Genomic DNA, 25,683 nt, shown 5'->3' with positions numbered 1-25,683 from the left:
TTCTTATGACATTGGTCGCAACAACGATCCATGACAGTACCGCCCTGGCGACGACGGCGCCAGCACCATCGTCGGGGCACCGGCCGAGGTCGACGCGGCTGGCGTCAACCTGCTGAAAGGTAAACATTTTCGGCAGATTTCGGCAAGGCTTCCGGGAAGACTGGGTGAATTATCTTTGAGTACGGGAAGAAGTTCCTGCCCCGAATTTCCATTCTGCCTAAAGACAATAAATCCACGGACAGCGAACAATACTCCCAGAACAGCCAATGTTCTTAGAAAATCATAAGAATTCTCCGCCGATCCCAAAGACAATCTCATGGAACTGCCCACCCATGAGAGGGCACGGCGAGGGATAAAAGAGACCCGCACGTCGACGGCAAAGCCGGGGCGCAGCGGGACGGCCTGGGAAGTAGGAAACGCGAGGGAAGACCCAATGAGCCGACTGCACACTTCGGTGTCCGCGCTCTCCGTCGCCGCCGTCATGGCGGCCGCGGTGAGCCTCGGCGCCTCGGCGCCGGCGGTTGCCAACGACAAGCTCGTCGAGCTGTCGAAGAGCACCGACAATTGGCCGATGACCGGCAAGAACTACAACGCCAACAATTACAGCGAGGCGAACCAAGTCACCAAGGAGAACGTCAAGCAGCTTCGTCCTGCCTGGTCGTTTTCCACCGGCGTGCTGTCGGGCCATGAGGGTACCCCTCTCGTCGTCGACGGTGTGATGTACATCCACTCGCCCTTCCCCAACACGACCTTCGCGGTCGGGCTGGACGATCCGGGCAAGATCCTCTGGCAGCACAAGCCGAAGCAGAACCCGACCGCCCGTGCGGTGGCCTGCTGCGACGTCGTCAACCGCGGCCTGGCCTATTGGCCCGGCAATGGCACGGTCGACCCGCTGATCATCAAGACCCAGCTCGACGGCCATGTGGTCGCCCTCAACGCCAAGACCGGCGAGGAGTACTGGAAGCTCGAAAACTCCGACATCAAGGTCGGCTCGACGCTCACCATCGCTCCCTATGTCGTGAAGGACCTGGTGCTGATCGGCTCCTCGGGTGCCGAGCTCGGCGTGCGCGGCTACGTCACCGCCTACGACATCGCCACCGGCGCCCAGAAGTGGCGCGCCTATGCCACCGGCCCGGACGAGGAAGTGCGCCTCTCCGACGACTTCAACAACGCCAACCCGCATTATGGCCAGAAGGGCCTGGGCAAGGCGACCTGGGAAGGCGAGGCCTGGAAGATCGGCGGCGGCACCAATTGGGGCTGGTACGCCTTCGACCCGGACACCAACCTCTTCTACTACGGCTCGGGCAACCCGGCGCCGTGGAACGAGACGATGCGTCCGGGCGACAACAAGTGGACGATGACCATCTGGGGTCGTGACATCGACACCGGCAATGCCAAGTTCGGCTACCAGAAGACCCCGCACGACGAGTGGGACTATGCCGGCGTCAACGTCATGATGCTCTCCGAGCAGCAGGACAAGGAAGGGAAGATGCGCAAGCTTCTGACCCATCCCGACCGTAACGGCATCGTCTACACGCTCGACCGCACCAATGGCGACCTCGTCTCGGCCGACAAGATCGACGACACGGTCAACTGGGTGAAAAAGGTCGACCTGAAGACCGGCCTGCCCGAGCGCGACCCGGAATTCGGGACCCGCATGGACCACAAGGGCCGCGACATCTGCCCCTCGGCGATGGGCTACCACAACCAGGGACATGACTCCTACGATCCGGAGCGCAAGTCCTTCTTCATGGGCATCAACCACATCTGCATGGATTGGGAGCCCTTCATGCTCCCCTACCGTGCCGGCCAGTTCTTCGTCGGTGCGACCCTGTGGATGTATCCCGGCCCGAAGGGTGATCGCCAGACCTATGAAGGTCTCGGCCAGGTGAAGGCCTATGATGCCATCAACAACAAGTTCAAGTGGCAGGTGATGGAGCGCTTCGCGGCCTGGGGTGGCACGCTCGCCACCGCTGGCGGCGTGATGTTCTACGGGACGCTGGACGGCTTCATCAAGGCGCGCGACAGCGACACCGGCGAGCTGCTGTGGAAGTTCAAGCTTCCCTCCGGCGTGATCGGCCACCCGATGACCTACACCCATGAGGGCAAGCAGTACGTCGCCATCTATTACGGCGTCGGCGGCTGGCCGGGTGTCGGCCTGGTGTTCGACCTGAACGACCCGACCGCCGGCCTCGGCTCGGTGGGCGCCTTCAAGCAGCTCCAGCACTACACCCAGATGGGTGGCGGCGTGATGGTGTTCTCGCTCAATGGCGACGGCCCCTACAGCGACCCGAACGTTGGCGAGTTCTCGACCGACGTGATGCAGGGCGGCGGCTGATACCGCCAGGCACGCCGCCTGCCGCGCCTGGCGCGGTGGGCGGCGACGTCTCCGAAAAGGCAGATCGTCCGGCAGCTGATGGTTCCGCTCTGAGGTTCCGTTCCTGCCGGTTGCCAAAGGGACGGGGCGGCGCGTGCCGAAGGCTCAGTGCCCAGAAGGCTTGGTGCCCGAACGCTTGCGCCCCCCTGCCCCGCAGGATCTCCCGACCTCGAAATTTCGTCCAGGAGGACTCCCCCATGTCCACGCGACAGGTCGTCAGCCGGCTTTCCATTGCCGCCGGTCTCGCTTTTTCCGGTTTCGCCTTTGCCGGGCTCGCAGGCGCCGCGACCGTCGAGGCCGACAAGGCCGCGGGCCGCAATCCCAACGAACTGCGCATCTGCGCCTCGAATGTCGAAGCGCCCTTCTCCGCTGCCGATTCCAGCGGATTTGAGGACCGCATCGGTGTGGTGCTCGCCCAGGCCATGGGCCGCAAGGCAGTGTTCGTGCGCAACGACAAGCCCGGCATCTATCTGGTGCGCGACCAGCTCGACAAGAACAATTGCGACGTGGTCATGGGTGTCGATGTCAGCGATGAGCGCGTGCTCGTCTCCAAGCCCTATTACCGCACGGGCTATGTGCTGGTGACGAAGGCAGACCGCAACATCACTACCAGCGACTGGGAAGACCAGCAGATCAAGGACCAGAGCCGTTTCGCGGTTCGCTTCTATTCGCCCGCCGAGACGATGCTCAAGCGTATTGGCCGCTTCGAGGACAACGCGGCCTACATGTACTCGCTGGTCAACTTCAAATCGCGGCGCAATGAGTGGATCCAGGTGCCGGGCGACCGCATCGTGACCGAGGTCGCCAGCGGCGAGGCCGATGTCGGCATCGCCTTCGCCCCGGAAGTGGCGCGCTACGTGAAATCCTCGTCCACCCCGCTGCGGATCACGGTCATCACCAAGGACATCGACCGGCCCAACGATGCGCCGATCCCGATGCATTACGACCAGGCGATCGGCGTGCGCAAGAACGATCCGGAACTGCTCAAGGAGATCAATGCGGCGCTCGAAAAGGCACGCCCGCAGATCGAGCAGATTCTGACGCAGGAAGGCATTCCGCTGCTTGAGCCGAATACCTGACCACCGCTTTCGACGACCCGCGTGTCTGCCGGGCCGCGGGTGCGCCCCTGATCTCTTGCAGTGAACAAGGTTCGATGACGAAGACGATTTTCACCAAGAAAGCGGCCGCGCTGCTTCTCGCCGGGGCCCTCGGGGCCGGTCTGGTCGGGTTCGGTGCCCGTGCCGCGATCATGCTGACCAACACCGTCACCGGCCAGCCGCTCGATCTTTCCGAAGCGCCCGAGGAAGGCCGCGACACCGAGGCGGTGAAAACCTTCCTGGAGACGGGTAAGAACATCTACAACGAAAAGGCGGTGTGCCTGCCCAAGGCGCACGAGATCTATCTCTCCATGTGCTCGGGCTGCCACGGCCACTATGGCGAGGGCAAGATCGGCCCCGGCCTCAACGATTCCTACTGGACCTATCCGAAGAACGAGACCGACCAGGGCTTGTTCGAAACGGTGTTCGGTGGCGCCAACGGCCAGATGGGCCCGATGTATGGCGCGCTGAACATGAACGAAATGCTGCTCGCCATGGCGTGGGTCCGGCATCTCTACAAGGACGATCCGAAGGGTGCCGTCTGGCTGACCGACGAGCAGCGCAGCGCGTTCAAACCCTTCGATGCGAACGCCAAGCACGTGGAGGCAGCCGAAGAGCTTCCCGACGCGTGCGGCGGGCCGGCCGGCTGAACCGCGCCGGTCGAAGACGGGTGGAACACGACCAGGAGACTGAACATGAGCATCATCGACCGTAGCGTTGCCTTCGCCTTGACCCTCGCCGGCGCCGGTGCGCTGAGCCTCGCCATGATGGGCGGGGCGAGCGCCTATGACGGCACCAACTGCCGGGCGCCCGGCAATTGCTGGGAAGCCAAGCCCGGTTTTCCCGACAAGGTGGCCGGCTCCAAGTACGACCCCAAGCATGATCCCAAGGAACTGAACAAGCAGTCGCAGTCGATCAGCGCGATGGAAGAGCGCAACGCGCAGCGGGTCGCCAATTTCCAGAAGACCGGCAAGTTCGTCTACGACGTGACCAAGATCCCGAATTGACGGTTCCGGCACGGCTTGTTTTTCGAGAACCCACTTGCGGGCGGACGCAATTCTCCTGTCCGCCCCGCGATCCTCCGGGCAAGCCGCCCGGTTTGTGGGCAACTGGCGCGGCCGACGTCGAATGGGCTTCCCCCGTTCGGCGTGGGCCGCGCCCTTTTCCGGCACATGCGGCCCTTGCGCCCGGCCGCCTGAGAGGCTTCCCGATGCATCTCGTCCGCGATCCCGACAATATTCTGTCGGACTGGCACGCCCACGCGCTGCGTTTCGAACGCGAGATCGGCAAGGTCGTGCTGGGGCAGGAGCGGGTCATCCGCCTGTTGACGATTGCCACCTTCGCCCGTGGCCACGTGCTTCTTGAAGGCGATGTCGGCGTGGGCAAGACCACGCTTCTGCGGGCCATGGCGCGGGCCATTGGCGGCGCCTTCGAGCGTATTGAGGGCACGATCGACCTGATGCCGGGCGATCTCGTCTACCACGCCCATCTCGGCGAGGACGGCAAGCCGCGTATCGATCCCGGCCCGCTTCTGCGGCAGGGCGAGGATCTCTCCATCTTCTTCTTCAACGAGATCAACCGCGCCCGCCCGCAGGTGCACGCGCTGCTGCTGCGGCTGATGGCGGAGCGCTCGGTCTCGGCCTTCAACCGCGAATACCGCTTCCCGCATGTGCAGGTCTTCGCCGACCGCAACCGGGTGGAGCGCGAGGAGACGTTTGAACTGCCGGCCGCCGCCCGCGACCGCTTCCTGATGGAGGTGCAGGTGGTCATGCCGCAGGCGGACGAGGCCCGCCGCAGCCTGGTGTTCGAGCCGCGCTTCCACGACGTCGACACGCTGCTGATGGATGTCGAAAGCGGCGTGCTGGACCCGCAGGCGCTGGGTACCGTGGCGCGCGCCATCCAGATCGGCGTCCAGGCCAGCCCGGCGCTGGAGGCCTACACGCTGGCGCTATGGGACGGCGTGCGCCGTCCGCAGGCACTCGGCATCGGCATTGACGGCGTCGATATCGGCCGGCTGGTGCAGGGGGGCGCCAGCCCGCGCGGCATGAGCTATCTCGTCCGCGCCGCGCGCGTTCGGGCCTGGATGGAAGGGCGCGACATGGTGGTGCCGGAGGATCTGCGCGCCGTGTTCCCCGAAGTGATGGCGCACCGTATCTTCATCGATCCCGTCTACGAGATGCGGCGCGAGCCCATTGTCGCCGCCCTCATCGCGGGGGTGTTCGAGAGGGTGCCGGCGCCATGAAGCGGCATGCCGGCGCTGGTACATCTTCAGAAGCGCGGCCGGTCGAGAGACGCCCCGACGACTTTAACCCCGATTTGCGCCCCGATGTCCTGCGCCCTCTCCCCTATCGCCTTCGCTGGCGGCCGGAGGGCATCTTTCCCGGCGCGCATCCCGGGCGCGGCGAGGGCTCGGAGGGCGAGTTCCGCCGCCATGTGTCCCTGCTGCGCCAGCCCGATCCGCGCCGCATCGATCTGCGCGTCTCGCTGCGCGATCCCCATGGCGAACTGCATGTGCGCCAGTTCGCCCCGCGCCGCTCGGTGCCGGTGGCGGCGCTGGTCGATCTGTCGGGCTCGATGCGCTTCGGCGAGGCCGTGGCGGGACGGGTGGCGGAACTCGCCGCGCTGCTGGCTCTCTCGGCCGTGCGCTCGGGCGACAATTTCGTCCTTCTCGGCTGCGATGCCGGGGTTAACGAGGCAGCCAGCCTGCCGCTGTCGCGCCGGCGCGGGCTGGAGGAGGAGGTGCGCCAGTGCCTCGGCGCCGCCCAGCCACGCGGTACCGGCACCGCCGGGCTGTTCGAGGCTGCGGGGCGACTGCCGGGTCGCCGGTCGCTGGTGTTCCTGGTTTCCGATTTCCTGATGCCCACCGGCGAGATCGAGCGCCTGCTCGACGCGCTCTGGCGGCACGATGTCATCCCGGTGGTGGTGCGTGACGGCGCGGTGGAAGAGGGCCTGCCGCACTGGGGGCTGATCGAACTCGGCGATCTGGAGACCGGCGCGGCCCGGCTGGTGTTCATGCGCCCCAGCCTGCGGGCGCGCTGGCTGCGCGCGGCGCGGGAGAGGGAGGCGGCGCTGGCGGCGCTGTTCGCCCGCCGTGGGCTGCGCCCCGTCGATCTCAAGGACGCGCTCGATACGGACGCGCTGGCCCAACGGCTGATGGAGGGCTGAATGGGGCGGCTTGCGAGCATCCTTGCCACGCTGGGCCTGCTGGCGCTGACGGCCTCCCCTGCCCTGGCGCAGCTGCGCGAGGTGGAGCTCTACGCGCCGCGTGCCTTCGGCCATGTGATAGGCGACACGCTCACCCTGACCGCGGAAATCACGCTCGACGCGCCCTTCGTGCTCGACCCCGCCTCGCTGCCGCCGCCGCGGGCGCTCAATTACTGGCTCGACCTGCGGGAGGTGCGGCTCGACGACCATGGCGTGAGCGAGGGCGCACACCGCTACACGCTCGATTTGGTCTACCAGACCTTCTATGCGCCGCTGGAACCGCGCCGGATGACCATTCCCGCCGTGGCGCTCTTCGCCATTGAGGGCGAGCGGCGGGTGCCGGTGGCGGTGCCGGCCTGGTCGTTTCTGATGTCGCCGCTGCGCGAGATCGTCGCTACCGGCCCGGGGCCGGCAATGCAGCTGCGGCCCGACATCCCGGCGCGCCCGCTACCGACGGTCGGACTCGTGCGAGGGCTGGCTCTCGCGCTCGGCGTGGCGCTGCTGGCCGGGCTGCTGCTCGCCTGGCAGATGGGCTGGGGGCCCTTCGGCCGGCGGCGCTCGCGCCCCTTCGCCCGGGCGGCGCGGGCGATCCCGTCGACGCTCGCCTCCCCGGCCGGCGATCCCACCCTTGCCGCCTCGCGCTATGGCAACGCGTTGCAGGCCCTGCACCGGGCGTTCGACGCCACCGATGGCAAGGGGGTCTTCGCCGAAGATCTGCCGGGCTTCTTCGAGCGCCACGCCGCCTTCCGGGCGGCCGAAGCGGAGGTGCGGCGGCTCTTCGAGGCCTCCCGCCGGGCATTTTTCGGTGCCGATCCCTCCGGGGCGCAGCGCGAACTGCCGCCCGATGAACTGGTGGCGCTCTCGCGTCGCCTGCGCGCCGTCGAGCGGGGTACGTCATGAATGCCGTCGGCGCCGTCTGGGAGGGGCTGACGCGCGGCTGGGGCGTCGATCACCCCGCCGTGCTGGCGCTGCTGCTCCTCGCGCTGCTGCCGCTGATGGCTACGGCGTTCCGTCGGCGCGGCATTGCGTCCGCCGGGCTGGTGCCGGACGATCCGTTGTCCCGGCTCGTCGGCGGCGGGCTGCGGGTGGCCGGCGTGGTGGCGATCGTGGCGCTGGTGCTGGGGCTTGCCGGGCTGCATCGGCGCGAACAAAGCGTCGAGCGCGAGGGCACGGGCGCCCATCTGGTGCTGCTGCTCGACCGTTCCTCCAGCATGGACAACAGCTTCGCCGACGCCGCGCCGACCGGCGACCAGGAATCGAAATCGGCTGCCGCCAAGCGCCTGCTGGCGCAGTTCGTTGCCCGCCGCCCGCATGACCGCATCGCCGTCGCCGCCTTCTCGACCTCGCCCATGCCGGTGCTGCCGCTGACCGACCATCACGAGGTGGTGGACGCGGCGATCGACGCCATCGACCGGCCGGGCCTCGCCTTCACCGATGTCGGGCGGGGGCTGGCGCTGGCCTTCTCCTATTTCGCCGAGGACACGGACGAAGCCTCGCGGGCGGTGCTGCTGGTATCCGATGGCGCGGCGCTGATCGACCGCCGGGTGCAGGATATGCTGCGCGATGCGGCGGCGCGCACCCCGGTGCATCTCTACTGGCTTTTCCTGCGCTCGCGCGGCGCGCCCGGCATCTACGACGTGCCGACCTCCGGCAATGACACGGCGCAGGCCAATCCCGAGCGCCATCTGCATCTGTTCCTGCAAAGCCTCGGCGTGCCCTACCGCGCCTTCGAGGCCACGAGCCCGCAGGCGGTGGCTCAGGCGATCACCGAGATCGACCGGCAGGAGACGCGGCCGATCCGCTATGTCGAGCGCATCCCGCGCCGCGATCTGGTCCGCCCCGCCTTTCTCGTTGCCGCCATCGCCGTCGCGCTGCTGATGGCCGCCAAGCTGGCGGAGCGGCAGCTGCGTCCCGCCGGGCGGGGAGGCACAAAGGCGGAGGGCGCGCCCGCCACCGACCTCAGGAGGGCTGCATGAGGACAAGGCGCCTAGCGCTGGTCGCCACGTTTGCGCTGCTTCTGGCCAGCCTGGCTGCCGCCGGCTGGCTAGCCGCCCGGCTGTTCGTGGTGGAACGCGACAACGGTCTGATCGCCTCGCTCGCCTCCGGCCACGATCTCGCGATCAGCGCCGAGGACCCGCCGGCGCTGCTGTTCGCACGGATGCATTTCCTCACCAGCCGCGACCGGCTGGACGAGGCGCAGCCCCTGCTCAACCGGCTCGCTGCGGGCGAGGATCGCCGCCTTGCCGTCGCCGCCCTGTACGACATGGCCAATGCCCGGCTTCGTGTCGCCTTCAGTCATCTGGAATCGAACCGCATCGACCCCGCCATCCCGCTGGTGCGGCTGGCCAAGGACAATTACCGGCGCGCGCTGGTGCTCGATCCCGGCTTCTGGGACGGTAAGTACAATCTCGACATCGCCATGCGGCTGGTGCGTGATTTCCCGCAGATCGACCTTGAGGGCGAGGAACTCCCCCCCGACGCGGTCAAGAAGCTGTGGACCGACCTGCCCGGCCTGCCGAGGGGGCTTCCATGAGCAAGGCGATAACCGGGAAGCTAGCGGCCGGGGAGGGCAGTAGCCGGTACGGCAACCAGCGGCGCGACTGGCGGTTCTGGCTGCTGCTGGCGGCGCTCCTCGGCATCGTCGCCGCCCTGTTCGCCCCGCGCATCGTCCAGACCGGCAATGTGCGCGATGCACTGCTGGTCGTCGATGTCACCGGCAGCATGAATGTGCGCGACGCTCTGATCCAGAACGCGCCGGCCACCCGCCTCGTCGCGGCCAAGCGCGGCGCCCGTGACATTCTGGCCGGCCTCCCCTGCGGCTCGCGGTTGGGCCTTGCGATCTTCACCGAGCGGCGCAGTTTCCTGCTCTTTGAGCCGGCCGAAGTGTGCGCCAACTTCGCCGCGATCGCCGGCTCGATCGACGATCTTGACTGGCGCATGGCCTGGGAGGGCGACAGCTATGTCGCGCGCGGCGTGCATTCGGGCCTCGCCATGGCCGCTGGCCTGAAGGCCGATCTCATCTTCATGACCGACGGGCATGAAGCCCCTCCCTTGCCGGGCGGAGCCCTGCCGGACTTCGAGGGCAAGCCAGGCGAGGTGGCGGGGCTTCTCATCGGCATCGGCGGCGCCGACCCCTCCCCGATCCCGAAATTCGATCAGGACGGGAGAGAAACCGGCTTTTACGCCGAGGAAGACGTGCCACAGGAAAACCGCATGGGGCCGCCCCCCGAGGATGCCGCCTCGCGCGCCGGATGGAACCCGCGCAACGCCCCCTGGGGCGGCGAGGAGGCGACCGGCACCGAGCATCTGAGCTCCCTGCGCGAGGAGCATCTGCGGGCCCTGGCGGCCCAGACCGGGCTGGGCTTCGTGGCGCTTGGCGATGGGCGCGGCCTGCTCGCCGCCGTCGAGGCCGACACGCGCCCCCGGCCGGTGGAGATGCGTGTCGATACCGCCGCTATACCGGCCGCGTTGGCGCTGTTCTGCCTGGCGCTGCTGTTCGGGCTCGGCGCCACCACCTCAAGGCGGCCCGAGCGACTTCCCACCCGATAAAGGAAAAAGACGATGCTTCAACGACTTGCGCTCGCGTTCGGCCTGCTTCTGCTTGGCCCTGCCCTCGCCTTCGCGCACGGGCCGACGCCCCAGCGCGCCGACGAGACGCTGGTGATCGCCGCCCCGCCGGAGGCGGTTTGGGCCGTGCTTTCCCGCTTCGGCGGCATTGGCGAATGGCATCCGCTGGTAAAGAAGGTGGATGCGACCGGTGGCGACGCGGCCGGCGCCGAGCGCGTGCTGACGCTGGAGAAGGGCGAGGTCAAGGAAGGGCTGGACGAGGTCGATCCCGCCGCACACCGCATCTCCTATCGCCTGCTGACGGAGAATGCCGAGGCCATTCCGGTCAGCTTCTACACCCAGACCATCGAGGTGAAGCCGGACGGGGCCGGCAGCGAGGTGATCTGGGGCGCCCGCTTCTACCGCGCCGACACCACCAACGAGCCGCCGGAGGACCGCAATGACGAGGCCGCCATCGCCGCGATGACCGCTTTCATCCAGCAGGGGCTCAAAGGGCTGCAGGCCAAGGTGACGGGCAAGTGAGAGGCAAAGCGGGGGAGCGCGTGCCGGGCCGGGGGATTGCGCAGTGAACGGCGCCCTCCTCCGGCATGGTCGGACGCGGGTGGCTCGGGCGCTGATCGCCCTTGCCGTCGGTCCCCTCGCCGCCCTCGCCGCCTCGGAGCCGGCCAGTGCTGACGCCCCCTCCCCGCTGGTCGCCGTGGTGTCGCAGAAGGCTGCGGAGGTGGCGTTGGTCGATATCGACGCCCGGCGGGTGCGGGCGGTGATCGCGCTCGCCGCCGTCCCTGCCGGGTTGGCCGCCAGCCCGGACGGGACGACCGTCTACGTCACCCATCCCGACCTCAGCCTGGTCAGCCGTATCGACCTCGCCTCCCGCACCGTCTCGGCGACCTTCAAGGTTGGCCTTGAGCCCTTCGGCATCGCGGTGCGCGCGGATGGGCGCAGCGTGCTGGTCAGCGACTGGAGTGCCAATGCGCTGATCCGGCTCGACGCCGCCACCGGCGCGGAAACCGGCCGCGTCGCGGTCGGGCGCGCCCCGGCCGGGCTTGTGGTGGACGAGGCGGCGGGTCTCGCCTATGTCGCCAACCGCGAGAGTAATCATGTCACCGTGGTGCGCCTGGCCGACATGGCGCGCGTCGCGACGGTGGCGACCGGGCGGGCGCCCTTCGCATTGGCGCTATCACCCGGCGGCGAGCGGCTCTATGTCGCCAATGTGCAGAGCGGCGACCTCTCGGTGATCGAGACCGGCACCGCGCCGCGCGAAATCGCCCGCCTCAAGGTGGGGCTGATGCCCTATGGCGTGGCGGTCACGCCGGACGGGCGTACGGTGCTAGTCAGCAACCAGCAGAGCGGCAAGCTCGCCATCGTCGATGCCGAAACGCTGGCCCTGGCGTCCGCGCAGCCGAGGCTCGGCACGTTTCCGGAAGCCATCGCGGTGGTGTCGCCCACCCGCGCGGCGGCGGTCGACTGGGCCGAGGACGAGGTGGTGGTTATCGACCTTGTCGAGCGCACGATCCTCGGCCGGGTCAAGGTTGGCACCAGCCCGCGTAATCTGGTTGCGCTGCCCGGCACCGGACACTAGCTGTCCCAGTCGATCCGCGGCATTTCGCGCTGAACCGCATCGACGGCCGCGCGCAGCTGCTCCAGCCGCCACTGCTTGTAAGCGTGCCCGCCGCCGCCCTGCCGGGCGATCCGTGCGGTCCAATTCGGGGCGTCGCCATTCGCCGGCACCGGATAGATGCCGACTTCGTGCGCGTCGATACGTCCGAGGCGGGGCTGCACCCTCTCCGCGATCCGCCGTGCCACGTCGATTGCCGTCATCATTGCCGCGCTCCAAACCTCGGTCGAGGCGGGTCGGACATACACCGGCAATGAGTGTTCATGATGGCCGCGATCTGTCTTGGCAGTGTCAGGCCAAACACCGGGCCGAACTTCCGCAGCCATCGCGGGTTAACCCCGAGATCAAGGAGGTGATCATGACGCTTCATCATTCGGCCAAGCCGCCCGAGGACCTTGCAGATAGCAGGGCCATCCGCTTCTTCTTCCGTGGCGACACGGACATCGTCGAATGCCTTGTCAGCTGGGGCGCGCTTGAACGGCTGGAGAACAGCCCGCTGGACAGCCGCGCCGATCGGATGGCTCGGTTCGAGCAGCACCGGCTGGTCATTGAGGCGGCAGCCCTGCGCAAGATGGAGAAGGCCGGCGCCGACGCCGGCCCGCTCACCCTCGACGCGGAAGACGTGCTCGCCGGCCCGGTGGCCTGAGGCTTTTCCCAGCTTAAGCGTGCCCCGCCGCCCGTTTCCGGGAGGCGGGGCTTTTGGTGTCTCACCCACGGATCAGCTTTTCCGCCTCGTCGAGCGCGTTGCCGCACCCGGCCGCGTCTCCGCTTGCATCGGCCTGACGGGCGCGCGCGAGGGCGTCGGAGAGTTCGTCGGCCGTGGAAGCCCCGCCCTCGGCCGCCGTCTTCTGGCCGGACGTCTGGGCACGGACATCGCCGGGCGAAGCCGCCTTGCCGGCCAGCGCGTCGTTCATACCGGCCGTGCCGCCGGTGCCGGGCGCTTCCCCGGCGCGGGGCACGCCGGCATCCGGGGCGGTAGTGCCGGCCGCCGGCAACTGGGTCGGTCCCGATCCGGCATCGGTGGCGGCGACGTTCTTTTCAACCTGCGCGAGGCGGTCGGTACATGGTCCGGCCAGGGCGGCGCCGGCCAAAAGGCTCAGCGCGGTGCCCAAAAAGACAGTGGTGGCGATGGTCCGGGCATTTTTCCGGGTGGTTGTCATTGGCGTTCCTCCTGCCAAGGGTTTTGGCTGCGGGAAGAACTTCCCGACGAAACACTCGTTCCCCGCACCCCTGCCCCGCGCCCACCCGCCGCGTTCCGCCGTGCCGGTGTAGAGAGGTTCAAAAAGTCAAACAGTATGACTATTCAGCCCGCCAAGACTGTGGCATAGATTCACCGCCGGCAAGCACCCGACAGTGGCGCGACGGCTTGATCTCATGGGAGAAACGCCAATGAATCTCAGGGCATTGCTGCTTGCGTCCGCCGTTTCCGGCGCGCTCTTCTCCGTCGGCGCGCAGGCCGCCGACATGACCATCGGCTTCTCGCAGATCGGCTCGGAATCGGGCTGGCGCGCCGCCGAGACCACCGTTTCCAAGGCCGAGGCCAAGAAGCGGAACATCAATTTCAAGATCGCCGACGCCCAGCAGAAGCAGGAGAACCAGATCAAGGCGATCCGCTCCTTCGTGGCGCAGGGCGTGGACGCCATCTTCCTCGCGCCCGTCGTCGCCACCGGATGGGATTCGGTGCTGAAGGAGGCCCAGGAGGCCAAGATCCCGGTCGTGCTGCTCGATCGCGACATCGATCCCGCCGGCAAGGACCTCTATCTGACCGCCGTGACCTCCGACAGCGTGCATGAAGGCAAGGTCGCCGGCGAATGGCTGGTGAAAACCGCCGCCGGCAAGCCCTGCAACGTGGTGGAACTTCAGGGCACGGTCGGCGCCAGCGTCGCCACCAACCGCAAGAAGGGCTTCGAGGACGGCATCGCCGGCGCCTCCAACGTCAAGATCGTGCGCAGCCAGACCGGCGACTTCACCCGTGCCAAGGGCAAGGAAGTGATGGAGAGCTTCATCAAGGCGGAAGGCGGCGGCAAGAACATCTGCGCCGTCTACGCCCACAATGACGACATGATGGTCGGCGCCATCCAGGCGATGAAGGAAGCCGGGCTGAAGCCGGGCACCGAGGTCCTCACCGTCTCCATCGACGCCGTGCCGGATATCTTCAAGGCGATGGCGGCCGGCGAGGCCAATGCGACGGTCGAACTCACCCCGAACATGGCTGGCCCGGCCTTCGATGCGATCATCGCCTTCAAGGACAAGGGCACGATGCCGCCGAAGTGGATCCAGACGGAATCGAAGCTCTACACCCAGGCCGATAACCCGATGGCGGTCTACGAATCCAAGAAAGATCTCGGTTACTGAGCGGACCAAGGGACGCAGGGCCGTCTCGGCTCGCCGCTGCGGTCCTCTCCCGCAGCCCCTGCCCCGCGCGAGCCGGCTCAACTCCGGCCGGCTCGCGCCGCTTTCCCGCCGCTTCCGAGGCCGCCATGCACGCCACTGAAACGCTGCCGCCGCCGCTTCTGGCACTCACCGGCTTCTCCAAATCGTTCGCCGGCTTCGTCGCTCTGGACCATGTCGACTTCACCCTGCATGCCGGCGAGATTCATGCGCTGCTGGGCGAGAACGGCGCCGGCAAGTCGACCCTCATCAAGGCGATGACCGGCGTGGTCCACCGCGATGCCGGCACGTTGCGGCTCGATGGCGTGGCGATCGCCCCACGTTCCGCAGAGGAAGCGGTGCGGGCCGGCATTGCCACGGTCTATCAGGAGGTGAACCTCGCCCCCAATCTCTCGGTGGCGCAGAACCTATTCCTCGGCCGCCAGCCGACCCGGTTCGGGCTGGTGCGCGAGGGCGAAATGCGCCGGCGCGCCCGCGCCCTGCTCGGCGAATTCGGCCTGTCCATCGATGTGAGCGCGCCGCTGGAGAGCTACTCCGTCGCCATCCAGCACATCGTCGCCATCGCCCGTGCCGTCGACCAGTCGGCGCGCGTGCTCATTCTTGACGAGCCGACCGCCAGCCTCGACGCCCATGAGGTGGAGGTGTTGTTCGCCGTCATGCGTCAGCTCACGTCGCGCGGCATCGGCATCGTCTTCGTCACCCATTTCCTCGACCAGGTCTACGCCGTCTGCGACCGCATCACCGTGCTGCGCAACGGGCGCCTCGCCGGCAGCGCGCCGGTCGACGAACTCCCCCGCCTCGACCTCGTCCGCCTGATGCTCGGCCGCGAACTGAGCGAGGCGACATCGCGGCGCCCGCCGGTGGTCGAGGGCGAGGCGCGCGCCGATGTCGCGACCTTTCGGGGGGTGGGCAAGGCCGGCACCATCGCTCCCTTCGACCTCGCCCTTCGCGCCGGTCATGTCGTCGGGCTCGCCGGCCTGCTCGGCTCGGGCCGCACCGAGACGGTGCGCCTCGTCTTCGGCGCCGAGCGGGCGGATTGCGGCGCGGCGGAAGTCGCCGGCCGCGCCGTGTCCATCGGTTCACCGAGAGAGGCGATGGCGCTCGGCTTCGGCTATTGCCCGGAGGAGCGCAAGACCGAAGGCATCGTCGCCGAACTCACCGTGCGCGAGAACATCGCGCTGGCGCTTCAGGCCCGACGCGGCGCGCTTTCCCCGCTCTCGCGCCGCGAGCAGGACGCGCTGGCGGCGAAGTTCATCGGCTTGCTCGATATCCGTCCGCCCGATCCCGAGCGCCCCGTCGGCCTGCTCTCGGGCGGCAACCAGCAGAAGGTGCTGCTGGCGCGCTGGCTCGCCACGGCCCCGCGCCTGCTAATCCTCGACGAGCCGACGCGCGGCATCGATGTCGGCGCCCATGCAGAAATCATCGGGCTGATCCGCAACCTGTGCCGCGAGGGTATGGCGCTCCTTGTCGTCTCCTCCGAGCTGGAGGAACTCGTCACCTATGCCGATGAGGTGGTGGTGCTGCGCGACCGTGCCCATGTCGCCCGGTTGACCGGGGCGCAGATTGAGGTTTCCACCATTCTCGCCACCATCGCCGAAGCGCCGTCGTCCGTGCCGCTTTCGGCCGACGCGGCGTGAGGGAGTGGGCATGGCACTGCGTCTTCCCCGCATCGGCACCTCGCAGATCGTCGCGCTGGGGCTTATCCTCGTCGCCAACTGGATCGTCTCGCCGCAATTCTTCGACATACGGGTGCAGGACGGGCGGCTGTTCGGCAGCCTGATCGACGTGTTCAATCGGGGCGCCCCGGTGGCGTTGCTGTCCATCGGCATGGTGCTGGTGATCGCCATGCGCGGCATCGACCTCTCGGTCGGCGCGGTCATGGCGATCTGCGGCGCCATCGCCGCCAGTCTCGCCGACACCCATTCCCTGCCCGTCGTGCTGGCGGCGGCGCTGGGCGCCGGGCTGCTTTGCGGGCTGTGGAACGGGCTGCTGGTCGCGGTGCTCGGCATCCAGCCTATTGTCGCCACGCTGATCCTCATGGTGGCGGGGCGCGGAATCGCCCAGCTCATCACGGAGGGGCGCATCGTCACCTTCACCTCGCCCGACCTCGCCTTTCTCGGCGGTGGCTCGGTGCTCGGCCTGCCGACGCCCGTGGTGCTGACGCTGGGCATGATGGCGCTGACCCTTGCGCTTGTACGCGGCACGGCCCTCGGCCTGATGATCGAGGCCACGGGCGGCAATCCCCGCGCGAGCGCGCTGGCCGGCATCGGCACCCGCTTCATTACCGTCGGGGTCTATGTCTGGAGCGGCCTGTGCGCGGCGCTCGCGGGCATCGTCGCCAGCGCCGACATCCTCGGCGCCGACGCCAACAATGCCGGTCTGTGGCTGGAGCTGGACGCCATTCTCGCGGTGGTGATCGGCGGCACATCGCTGTTCGGCGGGCGGTTCTCGATCATCCTCGCCGTGGTCGGCGCCTTCATCATCCAGGCGATGAATACCGGCATCCTGCTCTCGGGCTTCCCGCCCGAGACCAATCTGGTGGTGAAGGCCGTCGTCGTGCTCACCGTGCTGCTCGCCCAGTCGCCGCGCCTTGGCGGTCATTTCGCCGGGATCGGCGTGCTGTTCAAGCGCTCGAAATCGGGAGGCAAGCGCTCATGATCCGTTTTCTGAGCCGGCTGACGCCGGTGCTCGCCACGGCTGCGGTGTTCCTTGCCGGCTTCGTGGTCTGCTCGCTCATCTATCCCAATTTTGCCTCGCTGCGGGTGGTGATGAACCTGCTCACCGACAATGCCTTCCTAGTCATCGTCGCTGTGGGCATGACCTTCGTCATCATCTCGGGCGGCATCGACCTTTCGGTCGGCTCCGTCATCGGCTTCACCACCGTGTTCCTGGCGCTGGCGATCGAGCGCTGGGGCGTGCCGCCGCTCTGGGCTTTCGTGCTGATCCTTGTCATCTGCGCCGCCTTTGGCGCGTGCATGGGCGCGATCATCCAGTATTTCGAGCTGCCGGCCTTCATCGTCACCCTGGCCGGCATGTTCCTGGCGCGCGGGGTGAGCTTCCTCCTGTCGACGGAATCGCTGCCGATCACCGCCGACCTCTACGCGCATCTGTCCGATCATGCGCTGCGCTTCGAGGGGGGCGCCCGCCTCACCGTGCCGGCCCTCGTCATGCTGGCGGTGGTGATCGGCGGCATGGTGCTTCTGCACCTCACCCGTTTCGGCGCCAATGTCTATGCGCTGGGCGGCTCGCGTACCGCCACCGGGCTGATGGGCATCAATGTCGCCCGCACAACGGTTCTCATCTACATCCTCTCCAGCGTGCTGGCCGGGCTCGCGGGAATCGTATTCTCGCTCTACACCTCGTCGGGCTATTCGCTCTCGGCGGTGGGGGTGGAGCTGGACGCCATCGCAGCCGTGGTGATCGGCGGCACGCTGCTCTCGGGCGGCTACGGCTTCATCTTCGGCTCGTTCCTCGGGGTGATGATCCAGGGGCTGATCCAGACCTACATCAGCTTCGACGGCATGCTCTCCAGCTGGTGGGCGAAGATCGCCACCGGGCTGCTGCTGTTCGCCTTCATCGCTTTCCAGCAGCTTACCCTGCACCTCGCCCGCCGCTCCCGGCGCGCCCCGGCCGGAGTCCATCCATGAGCGCGCCAAACACGTCGCAGATCATCGTCATCCCGGCCCGGCGCTCCCACTCCAACCACGCGGAAGTGGCGCGCACGATTGGCATCGACATCATTGCCGGCCGCTATGGCGAGGGCGCCAAGCTGCCGGGCGATGCGGAGCTGACGCTGATCTTCGGCGTGTCCCGCCCGGTGCTGCGCGAGAGCGTGAAGACGCTGGTGGCGAAGGGGCTGCTCTCCACCAAGGCGCGCGTCGGCACGGTGGTGCGCGAGCGCGCCTTCTGGAACATGTTCGATTCCGACGTGCTGGCCTGGCATCTCGATGCTGGCATCGACAAGCGCTTCCTGCGCGACCTCTCGGAGATCCGACTCGCGGTGGAGCCGCGCGCCGCCGCGCTGGCCGCAGAGCGCCACACGGCGGAAGACCTCGCGGTGATGCGCCGGGCCGTGGCCCAGATGAAGGACGAGCCCGGCGCCTCGGAAGGTTTCGCCGAGGCGGATTTGACGCTGCATGTGGCGGTGGCCACCGCGTCGGGAAACCCGTTCATGCGCTCCATCGGCGCGGTGATCGAGGCGGCGCTGCGCGCCTCCTTCGTGCTCTCAGCGCCCGGCGACGCGCGCGAGCACGACATCGCGGTCGTTGCCCATGAGCGCATCGTCGAGGCGATTGCCGACGCCGATGCGGAGGCCGCCGCGGCCGCCATGACCAATGTGATTTTCAACGGCCTGCGCCGCCACGGCGCGGCTGGCTGAACAGGTGCCGACATGAGCGATGACGGATCGAACAACGACAACAAGAAGACGCTGCGCAGTCAGGCCTGGTTCGGCCGGCAGGACAAGATGGGGTTCTATTACCGCTCCTTCCTGAAGAATTCCGGCCAGCCGCAGGACCGTTTCGACGGTCGGCCGGTGATTGGCATCTGCAACACCTGGTCCGAGCTGACGCCCTGCAACATCCATTTCCGCGATCTCGCCGAGCATGTGCGGCGCGGCGTGCTGGATGCGGGGGGCTATCCCCTGGAATTTCCCGTCTCCTCGCTCGGCGAGGTTACGATGCGTCCCACCGCCATGCTGTTTCGCAACCTCGCCTCCATGGATGTGGAGGAAGCCATCCGCGCCCATCCGCTCGACGGCGTGGTGCTGCTGATGGGCTGCGACAAGACCACGCCGGCCCTGCTGATGGGTGCCGCCTCCGCCGATCTGCCGGCCATCGGCGTCTCCGGGGGGCCGCAGCTGCGCGGCAACTATCGCGGGCAGATCATCGGCTCGGGCACCAACATCATCTCGATGAGCGAGCAGCTGCGGGCCGGCGAGATCACCATGGCCGAGTTCCACGAGGCGGAAGCGGGCATGAACCGCTCCTCCGGCTCCTGCATGACCATGGGCACCGCCTCCACCATGGCTTCGATGGTGGAAGCGCTCGGCATCGGCCTGCCGGAGAACGCCGCCATCCCCGCCGTCGATGCCCGGCGTAATCTGCTGGCGCGCATGGCCGGGCGGCGCATCGTCGACATGGTGCATGAGGACCTCAAGCCCTCCGACATCCTCACCCGCGCCGCCTTCGAGAACGCCATCCGCACGCTGGCCGCCATCGGCGGCTCGACCAATGCGGTGGTGCATCTGCTCGCCATCGCCGGCCGGGTCGGCATCGATCTCACGCTGGCCGATTTCGACCGGCTCGGGCGCGACATCCATTGCCTTGTCGACCTGATGCCGTCGGGCCGCTTCCTGATGGAGGATTTCTACTATGCCGGCGGCCTGCCGGCGGTGCTCCGCGCGCTGGGCGAGCGCGGGCTGCTGCACAGGGACGCCCTCACCGCCAATGGTCGGACGATGTGGGAGAATGTGGCGGCGGCGCCGAACTGGAACGCCGAGGTCATCACCCCGTTCGAGGCGCCGTTCAAGCCGGAGGCCGGCATCGCCATCCTCACCGGCAACCTCGCCCCGGATGGCGCCGTCATCAAGCCGTCCGCCGCCTCGCCGGAGCTGATGGTGCATACCGGCCGCGCCGTGGTGTTCGAGAGCGTCGAGGAAATGCACCACGCGGTGAACGACGAGGCGCTCGACATCGACGCCACCTGCATCATGGTGCTGAAGCATTGCGGCCCGAAGGGCTACCCGGGGATGGCCGAGGTCGGCAACATGCCGCTGCCGGCCAAGCTGCTGCGCGAAGGCGTGCGCGACATGATCCGCATTTCCGACGCCCGCATGTCCGGCACCGCCTATGGCACGGTCGTGCTCCATGTCGCCCCCGAGGCCACCGCCGGTGGGCCGCTGGCGCTGGTACGGAATGGCGATTTGATCACGCTCGACGTCCCTGCCCGCGCGCTGCACCTGCATGTGAGCGAGGAGGAGTTGGCCGCCCGCCGCGCCGCCTGGGTGGCTCCCGCCCCGCATGCCACGCGCGGCTACCAGCGTCTCTACATCGACCACGTGCTGCAGGCCGACCGCGGCGCCGATTTCGACTTTCTGGTGGGACGCTCGGGTTCGCCCGTCGCCCGCGACAATCACTGAGGTGCAGGATGACGAGCCTTTCCGCTGCCGGCCCATATAAGGGTGTGTTCCCGGTCGCCCCGACCGTGTTCGACGCCGAGGGCCGGATCGATCTCGACGGCCAGAAGCGCGCCATCGACTTCATGATCGACGCCGGCTCGCACGGCCTGTGCATCCTCGCCAATTTCTCCGAGCAGTTCGTGCTGGCCGACGACGAGCGCGATTTGGTGATGGCGACGGTGCTGGAGCATGTGGCGGGCCGGGTGCCTGTCATCGTCACCACCACCCATTTTGCCACCCATATCTGCGCCGAGCGTTCGCGCCGGGCGCAGGAGCTCGGGGCAGCGATGGTGATGGTGATGCCGCCTTATCACGGTGCCACTTTCCGCGTGCCGGAGGCGCAGGTCTACGCGTTCTACAAGGCCGTCTCCGACGCCATCGACATCCCGATCATGGTGCAGGACGCGCCCGTCGCCGGCACGCCGCTCTCGGTGCCGTTCCTCGCCAAGATGGCGAAGGAGATCGAGCACCTCGCCTATTTCAAGATCGAGGTGCCGCAGGCGGCCAACAAGCTGCGGGCGCTGATCGAGGCCGGCGGCGATTCCATCATTGGTCCGTGGGATGGCGAGGAAGCCATCACCCTGATGGCCGATCTCGATGCGGGCGCCACCGGCGCCATGACCGGCGGGGGCTATCCCGACGGCATCCGCGCCATCCTCGACCCCTATGTCGCAGGCAATCGCGAGGCGGCGCTGGCCACCTATGAGCGCTGGCTGCCGCTGATCAATTACGAGAACCGGCAGGCCGGCTTCGCCACGGCGAAAATCCTGATGCAGGAGGGCGGCGTGATCGCCCACGATACGTTACGCGCCCCGCTGCCGCCGGTTCATCCCACAACCCGCGCCGGACTGATCGAACTCGCCCGCCGGCTCGACCCGCTGGTGCTGAGCTGGGGGAAGTGAGGAATATGGCCATGACCGACATCACCGGCGCCACCCTGATCGGTTCCCGCGACATTTCCGGCGAGGCGACCTTCTACGCCGTCGATCCCTCGTCCGGCGCGGCATTGGAGCCGGGCTTCCATGAGGCCGGTGCAGCCGAGGTGGTGCAAGCCGCCGTGCTCGCCGCCGAGGCCTTCCCGCTCTACCGCGCCACCCCACCGGAGGTGCGCGCCGCCTTCCTCGAAGCCGTTGCCGCCAATATCGAGGCGCTGGGCGAAACCCTGGTCACGCGCGCCGCGCACGAGACCGGCCTGCCGGTGGCCCGGCTCACCGGCGAGCGGGGCCGCACCACCGGCCAGCTCCGGCTGTTCGCCAGCTGGGTGCGCGCCGGCGGGGCCGACGAGCCGCGCCTCGACAGCCCCCTGCCCGAGCGCACGCCGCTGCCGCGCGCGGATTTGCGGATGCGCCATATCGGCCTCGGCCCGGTGGCGGTGTTCGGCGCCTCGAACTTCCCCCTCGCCTTCTCGGTGGCGGGCGGCGACACAGCCTCGGCGCTGGCGGCGGGCTGCCCGGTCATCGTCAAGGGTCATCCCGCCCATCCCGGCACCTCCGAGCTGGTCGGCCGTGCCATCCGCGCCGCTGTGGTTGAGGCAGGACTGCCGGAAGGCGTGTTTTCGCTTCTCACCGGTACCTCGAACGACCTCGGCGGCGCGCTGGTGGCCGATCCGTGCGTCAAGGCGGTGGGCTTCACCGGCTCCCGCACGGGTGGGCTGGCGCTGTGCCGCATCGCCGCCAGCCGTCCCGAGCCGATCCCGGTTTTCGCCGAGATGAGCAGCATCAACCCCGTCTTCCTGCTGCCCGCCGCGCTGGAGGCAAGGGCCGAGGCACTGGCGACCGGCTTCACCGCCTCGCTGACCATGGGCGCCGGCCAGTTCTGCACCAATCCCGGCCTCGTCATCGCGATGGCCGGCGCGGCGCTCGACCGTTTCCTCGCGGCCGCCGGCAGCGCCGTCTCATCCGCCCCCGCTGCGACCATGCTCACGCCGGGCATCGCCGGCGCCTATGGCAGGGGCATTGAGGTGCTGGAGGGCCGGGCCGAGGTGGCCGAGATCGCCCACGGCAACGAGGGCGGCCCCAACAGCTGCCGCCCGGCGCTGTTCGTCACCGAGGCGGCGGCGTTCCTGCGCGAGCCGGTGCTGTCGCACGAAGTGTTCGGCGCCTCGTCGCTGGTGGTGCGCTGCACCGACGCCGACGAGATGCGGTCGGTGGCTGGCGCGCTGGAAGGTCAGCTGACCGCGACGCTGCATCTCGACGCCGCCGACCACGCCCTCGCCGCCACCCTGCTGCCGCTGCTGGAGGACAAGGCCGGGCGCATCCTCGCCAATGGCTGGCCGACCGGGGTGGAGGTCTGTCACGCCATGGTGCATGGCGGCCCGTTCCCGGCGACCAGCGACCCGCGCTCGACCTCGGTCGGCACGCTGGCCATCCGCCGCTTCCTGCGGCCGGTCTGCTACCAGGACCTGCCGGACGAACTGCTGCCCGCCGCCGTGCAGGCAGGCAACCCGCTCGGCCTGCCCCGCCTCATCGACGGCAAACCGGAGTTGTCCGGGGAGGCGCAGCGATGAGCCCGATCCGCCTCGCCCTTGTCGGCCTCGGCAAGATCGCCCGCGACCAGCATCTGCCCGCCATCGCGGCGACGGACGGCATCGAGCTTGTGGCGGTGGCGAGCCGTAACGCCGCGCTCGACGGCGTCGCTCATTTCGCCACCCTCGCCGACCTGCTGGCGAGCCGCGAGGCGTTCGACGCCGTGGCGCTGTGCACCCCGCCGCAGGGGCGGCACGACCTCGCGGCGCTGGCCTTGAGCGCGGGAAAGCACGTGCTGCTGGAAAAGCCGCCCGGCGCCACGGTGAGCGAACTCGGCCCGCTCGTCGCGGCGGCGGAGGTGTCGGGGCGGACCTTGTTCGCCACCTGGCATTCGCGCTTCGCCCCGGCGGTGGAGCCGGCCCGCGCCTTCCTCGCCGAGGTGGCGCCGCGCGCGGTGACGATCACCTGGAAGGAAGACGTGCGGGTCTGGCATCCCGGCCAGCGCTGGATCTGGGAGCCCGGCGGGCTCGGCGTGTTCGACCCCGGCATCAACGCTTTGTCGATCCTCACCGCCATCCTTGCGCGCCCGGTCTTCGTCACCGGAGCGGAGCTTTCCTTCCCGTCCAACTGCGCCGCCCCCATCGCCGCCACGCTTGATCTCGCCGATGCGGGCGGGCTGAAGGTGCGGGCCGATCTCGATTTCCTGCAGACCGGGCCGCAGAGCTGGGACATCGCGGTGGACACCGACCGGGGCACGCTGCTCATCGCGCAGGGCGGGGCCCAGCTGACGCTGGACGGCCAGGTGCTCTGCGCCCAGCCGGAGGCCGAATACAGGACTATTTACAAGCACTTCGTGGGACTTGTTGCTCAGGGAAGGTCGGATGTCGACCTCGCCCCGTTGCAACTGGTCGCCGATGCCTTCCTGCTGGGGCGGCGCGTTTCCGTCGCGCCGTTCCACGACTGAGCCGAGGACAAACCGATGGACGGCAAAGCCCCCAAGAGCGACCGGCCGCTGCGCTCCCGCGCCTGGTTCGACAACCCGGACAATATCGACATGACCGCGCTCTATCTGGAGCGCTACCTCAATTTCGGCCTCAGCCAGGAGGAACTGCAGAGCGGGCGCCCGATCATCGGCATCGCGCAGACAGGGTCGGACCTGTCGCCCTGCAACCGCCACCATCTGGAACTCGCCAAGCGGGTGCGCGAGGGCATTCGCGAGGCGGGCGGCATCGCCATCGAATTCCCGGTCCACCCGATCCAGGAAACCGGCAAGCGCCCCACCGCCGGGCTCGACCGTAACCTCGCCTATCTCGGCCTGGTCGAGGTGCTTTATGGCTACCCGCTCGACGGCGTGGTGCTGACCATCGGCTGCGACAAGACCACGCCGGCCTGCCTGATGGCGGCCGCCACGGTGAACCTTCCGGCCATCGCCCTCTCCGTCGGCCCGATGCTCAACGGCTGGTACAAGGGCGCGCGCACCGGCTCGGGCACCATCGTGTGGAAAGCCCGTGAGTTGCTGGCGGCCGGCGAGATCGACCATGCCGGCTTCGTCAAGCTGGTGGCGTCCTCCGCGCCCTCCACCGGCTACTGCAACACCATGGGCACGGCGACGACGATGAACTCGCTCGCCGAGGCGCTGGGCATGCAGTTGCCCGGCTCGGCCGCCATTCCCGCGCCCTATCGCGACCGGCAGGAAATCGCCTACCGCACCGGGCTGCGCATCGTCGACATGGTGCATGAGGACCTGAAGCCCTCCGACATCCTCACCCGCGACGCCTTCATCAACGCCATCCGCGTGAACTCGGCCATCGGCGGCTCGACCAACGCGCCGATCCACCTCAACGCGCTGGCGCGCCATGTCGGGGTGGAGCTGTCCATCGACGACTGGCAGACCTATGGCGAGCATGTGCCGCTGCTGGTGAACCTCCAGCCGGCCGGGGAATATCTCGGCGAGGATTATTACCATGCCGGCGGCGTGCCGGCGGTAGTTAGCCAGCTGATGGGCCAAGGCCTCATCGCCGAGGACGCGCTCACCGTGAACGGACAGACCATCGGCGCCAACTGCGCCGGCGTCAGCATTCAGGACGAGGCGGTGATCCGCCCCTATGACCAGCCGCTGAAGGAGAATGCCGGCTTCCGGGTGCTGCGCGGCAATCTGTTTTCTTCCGCCATCATGAAGATGAGCGTCATCAGCCCCGAATTCCGGGTGCGCTATCTCTCCAATCCTGACGACCCGGAAGCCTTCGAGGGCCGCGCCGTGGTGTTCGACGGGCCGGAGGACTACCACGCCCGCATCGACGATCCGGCGCTGGCCATCGACGACATGTGCGTCCTGTTCATGCGCGGCGCCGGCCCGATCGGCTATCCCGGCGCGGCGGAAGTGGTGAACATGCGCGCGCCGGATTACCTCATCAAGGCGGGCGTCCACGCTTTGCCCTGCATCGGCGACGGGCGACAGTCCGGCACGTCGGGCTCGCCCTCGATCCTCAACGCCTCGCCCGAGGCGGCGGTCGGCGGCGGCCTCGCCGTGCTGCGCACCGGCGACCGGGTCCGCATCGACCTGAAGCGCAACAGTGCCAACATGCTGGTGGCCGAGGACGAGCTGGCGCGCCGGCGGGCCGAGCTTGAGGCGGTCGGCGGCTATGCCTACCCCGCCAGCCAGACCCCCTGGCAGGAAATCCAGCGCGGCCTCGTCGGCCAGCTGGAAACCGGCGCCGTGCTGGAAAGCGCCGTTCGCTACCAGCGCATCGCTCAGACCAAGGGGATGCCGCGTGACAACCACTAGCGCC

25 protein-coding genes are annotated in these 25,683 nt (G+C 68.3%); 23 read left to right on the top strand and 2 right to left on the bottom strand.

The features are described 5' to 3' along the window. Nucleotides 1–433 precede the first annotated feature (433 nt). The 12 genes from EV667_RS11920 to EV667_RS11865 all read left to right on the top strand — a co-directional run bounded on the left by EV667_RS11920 (nt 434) and on the right by EV667_RS11865 (nt 11,824). Nucleotides 434–2,338, top strand: a complete 1,905-nt coding sequence (locus tag EV667_RS11920) for a methanol/ethanol family PQQ-dependent dehydrogenase (protein WP_131835562.1) — start codon at nt 434–436, stop codon at nt 2,336–2,338. A gap of 236 nt (nt 2,339–2,574) precedes the next feature. Then, a complete protein-coding gene (moxJ, locus tag EV667_RS11915) occupies nt 2,575–3,456 on the top strand; it encodes a methanol oxidation system protein MoxJ (protein ID WP_131835561.1) in 882 nt (293 codons plus the stop codon). Nucleotides 3,457–3,530: 74 nt separating this feature from the next. Further along, nucleotides 3,531–4,124, top strand: a complete 594-nt coding sequence (gene moxG, locus EV667_RS11910) for a cytochrome c(L), periplasmic (RefSeq protein ID WP_131835560.1) — start codon at nt 3,531–3,533, stop codon at nt 4,122–4,124. 45 nt (nt 4,125–4,169) lie between these two features. Beyond that, nucleotides 4,170–4,481, top strand: a complete 312-nt coding sequence (locus EV667_RS11905) for a methanol dehydrogenase [cytochrome c] subunit (protein WP_131835559.1) — start codon at nt 4,170–4,172, stop codon at nt 4,479–4,481. Between the two features lie 203 nt (nt 4,482–4,684). Further along, complete coding sequence (locus EV667_RS11900; RefSeq protein ID WP_131835558.1) at nt 4,685–5,716, top strand: AAA family ATPase; 1,032 nt, start codon at nt 4,685–4,687, stop codon at nt 5,714–5,716. Next, on the top strand, nt 5,713–6,639 hold the full coding sequence (locus EV667_RS11895) for a DUF58 domain-containing protein (RefSeq protein ID WP_131835557.1): 927 nt from the start codon (nt 5,713–5,715) through the stop codon (nt 6,637–6,639). Before EV667_RS11900 ends, EV667_RS11895 begins: the two co-directional genes overlap by 4 nt. After that, nucleotides 6,640–7,578 (top strand): nonribosomal peptide synthetase MxaA, encoded by a 939-nt coding sequence (locus EV667_RS11890; protein ID WP_131835556.1) that lies wholly within the window; start codon nt 6,640–6,642, stop codon nt 7,576–7,578. Then, nucleotides 7,575–8,654, top strand: a complete 1,080-nt coding sequence (locus tag EV667_RS11885; protein WP_131835555.1) for a vWA domain-containing protein — start codon at nt 7,575–7,577, stop codon at nt 8,652–8,654. The genes EV667_RS11890 and EV667_RS11885 overlap by 4 nt, the downstream gene beginning before the upstream one ends. Then, nucleotides 8,651–9,211 carry a hypothetical protein gene (locus EV667_RS11880; protein ID WP_131835554.1) on the top strand — a complete coding sequence of 187 codons (561 nt, stop codon included), beginning with the start codon at nt 8,651–8,653 and terminating at the stop codon, nt 9,209–9,211. Before EV667_RS11885 ends, EV667_RS11880 begins: the two co-directional genes overlap by 4 nt. After that, nucleotides 9,208–10,227, top strand: a complete 1,020-nt coding sequence (locus tag EV667_RS11875; protein WP_131835553.1) for a vWA domain-containing protein — start codon at nt 9,208–9,210, stop codon at nt 10,225–10,227. Before EV667_RS11880 ends, EV667_RS11875 begins: the two co-directional genes overlap by 4 nt. 12 nt (nt 10,228–10,239) lie before the next feature. Continuing rightward, the gene (locus EV667_RS11870; RefSeq protein ID WP_131835552.1) at nt 10,240–10,767 is read left to right on the top strand and encodes an SRPBCC family protein; all 528 of its coding nucleotides are present in this window, start codon (nt 10,240–10,242) and stop codon (nt 10,765–10,767) included. Between the two features lie 43 nt (nt 10,768–10,810). Next, entirely contained in the window at nt 10,811–11,824 is a 1,014-nt protein-coding gene (locus EV667_RS11865) for a YncE family protein (protein WP_131835551.1), read from the top strand. Here the strand turns inward: EV667_RS11865 and EV667_RS11860 are convergent. After that, entirely contained in the window at nt 11,821–12,066 is a 246-nt protein-coding gene (locus EV667_RS11860; RefSeq protein ID WP_131835550.1) for a hypothetical protein, read from the bottom strand. The two genes, EV667_RS11865 and EV667_RS11860, sit on opposite strands and share 4 nt — an antisense overlap. A 152-nt stretch (nt 12,067–12,218) precedes the next feature. On the opposite strand from EV667_RS11860, the gene EV667_RS11855 reads away from it, so the two are divergent. Next, nucleotides 12,219–12,506 carry a DUF1488 family protein gene (locus tag EV667_RS11855; RefSeq protein ID WP_131835549.1) on the top strand — a complete coding sequence of 96 codons (288 nt, stop codon included), beginning with the start codon at nt 12,219–12,221 and terminating at the stop codon, nt 12,504–12,506. A gap of 61 nt (nt 12,507–12,567) precedes the next feature. On the opposite strand, the gene EV667_RS11850 is transcribed toward EV667_RS11855, so the two are convergent. After that, nucleotides 12,568–13,020, bottom strand: coding sequence for a hypothetical protein (locus EV667_RS11850; RefSeq protein ID WP_245516119.1), 453 nt, complete (start codon nt 13,018–13,020; stop codon nt 12,568–12,570). Between the two features lie 229 nt (nt 13,021–13,249). On the opposite strand from EV667_RS11850, the gene ytfQ reads away from it, so the two are divergent. The 10 genes from ytfQ to EV667_RS11800 all read left to right on the top strand — a co-directional run bounded on the left by ytfQ (nt 13,250) and on the right by EV667_RS11800 (nt 25,679). After that, nucleotides 13,250–14,215 (top strand): galactofuranose ABC transporter, galactofuranose-binding protein YtfQ, encoded by a 966-nt coding sequence (gene ytfQ / locus EV667_RS11845; protein WP_131835548.1) that lies wholly within the window; start codon nt 13,250–13,252, stop codon nt 14,213–14,215. 125 nt (nt 14,216–14,340) lie between these two features. After that, the gene (locus EV667_RS11840; protein ID WP_131835547.1) at nt 14,341–15,888 is read left to right on the top strand and encodes a sugar ABC transporter ATP-binding protein; all 1,548 of its coding nucleotides are present in this window, start codon (nt 14,341–14,343) and stop codon (nt 15,886–15,888) included. Nucleotides 15,889–15,898: 10 nt separating this feature from the next. Further along, on the top strand, nt 15,899–16,909 hold the full coding sequence (locus EV667_RS11835; RefSeq protein WP_131835546.1) for an ABC transporter permease: 1,011 nt from the start codon (nt 15,899–15,901) through the stop codon (nt 16,907–16,909). After that, the gene (gene yjfF / locus EV667_RS11830; RefSeq protein ID WP_131835545.1) at nt 16,906–17,898 is read left to right on the top strand and encodes a galactofuranose ABC transporter, permease protein YjfF; all 993 of its coding nucleotides are present in this window, start codon (nt 16,906–16,908) and stop codon (nt 17,896–17,898) included. Before EV667_RS11835 ends, yjfF begins: the two co-directional genes overlap by 4 nt. Next, on the top strand, nt 17,895–18,629 hold the full coding sequence (locus EV667_RS11825) for a FadR/GntR family transcriptional regulator (protein WP_131835544.1): 735 nt from the start codon (nt 17,895–17,897) through the stop codon (nt 18,627–18,629). The genes yjfF and EV667_RS11825 overlap by 4 nt, the downstream gene beginning before the upstream one ends. 12 nt (nt 18,630–18,641) lie before the next feature. Next, on the top strand, nt 18,642–20,390 hold the full coding sequence (locus tag EV667_RS11820; RefSeq protein WP_131835543.1) for an IlvD/Edd family dehydratase: 1,749 nt from the start codon (nt 18,642–18,644) through the stop codon (nt 20,388–20,390). Between the two features lie 8 nt (nt 20,391–20,398). Next, entirely contained in the window at nt 20,399–21,331 is a 933-nt protein-coding gene (locus tag EV667_RS11815; protein ID WP_131835542.1) for a dihydrodipicolinate synthase family protein, read from the top strand. A 5-nt stretch (nt 21,332–21,336) separates the two neighbouring features. Next, nucleotides 21,337–22,935, top strand: coding sequence for an aldehyde dehydrogenase (NADP(+)) (locus tag EV667_RS11810; RefSeq protein ID WP_131835541.1), 1,599 nt, complete (start codon nt 21,337–21,339; stop codon nt 22,933–22,935). Then, nucleotides 22,932–23,858, top strand: a complete 927-nt coding sequence (locus EV667_RS11805; RefSeq protein ID WP_131835540.1) for a Gfo/Idh/MocA family protein — start codon at nt 22,932–22,934, stop codon at nt 23,856–23,858. Before EV667_RS11810 ends, EV667_RS11805 begins: the two co-directional genes overlap by 4 nt. Nucleotides 23,859–23,873: 15 nt before the next feature. Continuing rightward, nucleotides 23,874–25,679: an IlvD/Edd family dehydratase gene (locus tag EV667_RS11800; RefSeq protein ID WP_131835539.1), complete on the top strand. Its 1,806-nt coding sequence runs from the start codon at nt 23,874–23,876 to the stop codon at nt 25,677–25,679. Nucleotides 25,680–25,683 lie beyond the last annotated feature (4 nt).

The sequence above is a fragment of the Ancylobacter aquaticus genome, from assembly GCF_004339465.1.
In the GTDB taxonomy this organism is placed as follows: domain Bacteria; phylum Pseudomonadota; class Alphaproteobacteria; order Rhizobiales; family Xanthobacteraceae; genus Ancylobacter; species Ancylobacter aquaticus.
Note: the sequence above shows the minus strand (reverse complement) of the source record. Positions and strands in the feature narration are given on the sequence as shown.

Excerpts from the sequence above, each read along its gene's own strand:
- EV667_RS11825 (WP_131835544.1), top strand. The coding sequence starts at position 17,895 with ATGAGCGCGCCAAACACGTCGCAGATCATCGTCATCCCGGCCCGGCGC.
- EV667_RS11900 (WP_131835558.1), top strand. The coding sequence starts at position 4,685 with ATGCATCTCGTCCGCGATCCCGACAATATTCTGTCGGACTGGCACGCC.
- EV667_RS11890 (WP_131835556.1), top strand. The coding sequence starts at position 6,640 with ATGGGGCGGCTTGCGAGCATCCTTGCCACGCTGGGCCTGCTGGCGCTG.
- EV667_RS11875 (WP_131835553.1), top strand. The coding sequence starts at position 9,208 with ATGAGCAAGGCGATAACCGGGAAGCTAGCGGCCGGGGAGGGCAGTAGC.
- EV667_RS11885 (WP_131835555.1), top strand. The coding sequence starts at position 7,575 with ATGAATGCCGTCGGCGCCGTCTGGGAGGGGCTGACGCGCGGCTGGGGC.
- ytfQ (WP_131835548.1), top strand. The coding sequence starts at position 13,250 with ATGAATCTCAGGGCATTGCTGCTTGCGTCCGCCGTTTCCGGCGCGCTC.
- EV667_RS11895 (WP_131835557.1), top strand. The coding sequence starts at position 5,713 with ATGAAGCGGCATGCCGGCGCTGGTACATCTTCAGAAGCGCGGCCGGTC.
- EV667_RS11840 (WP_131835547.1), top strand. The coding sequence starts at position 14,341 with ATGCACGCCACTGAAACGCTGCCGCCGCCGCTTCTGGCACTCACCGGC.
- EV667_RS11815 (WP_131835542.1), top strand. The coding sequence starts at position 20,399 with ATGACGAGCCTTTCCGCTGCCGGCCCATATAAGGGTGTGTTCCCGGTC.
- EV667_RS11800 (WP_131835539.1), top strand. The coding sequence starts at position 23,874 with ATGGACGGCAAAGCCCCCAAGAGCGACCGGCCGCTGCGCTCCCGCGCC.
- EV667_RS11855 (WP_131835549.1), top strand. The coding sequence starts at position 12,219 with ATGACGCTTCATCATTCGGCCAAGCCGCCCGAGGACCTTGCAGATAGC.
- EV667_RS11850 (WP_245516119.1), bottom strand. The coding sequence starts at position 13,020 with ATGACAACCACCCGGAAAAATGCCCGGACCATCGCCACCACTGTCTTT.
- EV667_RS11870 (WP_131835552.1), top strand. The coding sequence starts at position 10,240 with ATGCTTCAACGACTTGCGCTCGCGTTCGGCCTGCTTCTGCTTGGCCCT.
- EV667_RS11880 (WP_131835554.1), top strand. The coding sequence starts at position 8,651 with ATGAGGACAAGGCGCCTAGCGCTGGTCGCCACGTTTGCGCTGCTTCTG.
- EV667_RS11835 (WP_131835546.1), top strand. The coding sequence starts at position 15,899 with ATGGCACTGCGTCTTCCCCGCATCGGCACCTCGCAGATCGTCGCGCTG.
- EV667_RS11820 (WP_131835543.1), top strand. The coding sequence starts at position 18,642 with ATGAGCGATGACGGATCGAACAACGACAACAAGAAGACGCTGCGCAGT.
- moxJ (WP_131835561.1), top strand. The coding sequence starts at position 2,575 with ATGTCCACGCGACAGGTCGTCAGCCGGCTTTCCATTGCCGCCGGTCTC.
- EV667_RS11905 (WP_131835559.1), top strand. The coding sequence starts at position 4,170 with ATGAGCATCATCGACCGTAGCGTTGCCTTCGCCTTGACCCTCGCCGGC.
- yjfF (WP_131835545.1), top strand. The coding sequence starts at position 16,906 with ATGATCCGTTTTCTGAGCCGGCTGACGCCGGTGCTCGCCACGGCTGCG.
- EV667_RS11805 (WP_131835540.1), top strand. The coding sequence starts at position 22,932 with ATGAGCCCGATCCGCCTCGCCCTTGTCGGCCTCGGCAAGATCGCCCGC.
- EV667_RS11810 (WP_131835541.1), top strand. The coding sequence starts at position 21,337 with ATGGCCATGACCGACATCACCGGCGCCACCCTGATCGGTTCCCGCGAC.
- EV667_RS11860 (WP_131835550.1), bottom strand. The coding sequence starts at position 12,066 with ATGATGACGGCAATCGACGTGGCACGGCGGATCGCGGAGAGGGTGCAG.
- EV667_RS11920 (WP_131835562.1), top strand. The coding sequence starts at position 434 with ATGAGCCGACTGCACACTTCGGTGTCCGCGCTCTCCGTCGCCGCCGTC.
- moxG (WP_131835560.1), top strand. The coding sequence starts at position 3,531 with ATGACGAAGACGATTTTCACCAAGAAAGCGGCCGCGCTGCTTCTCGCC.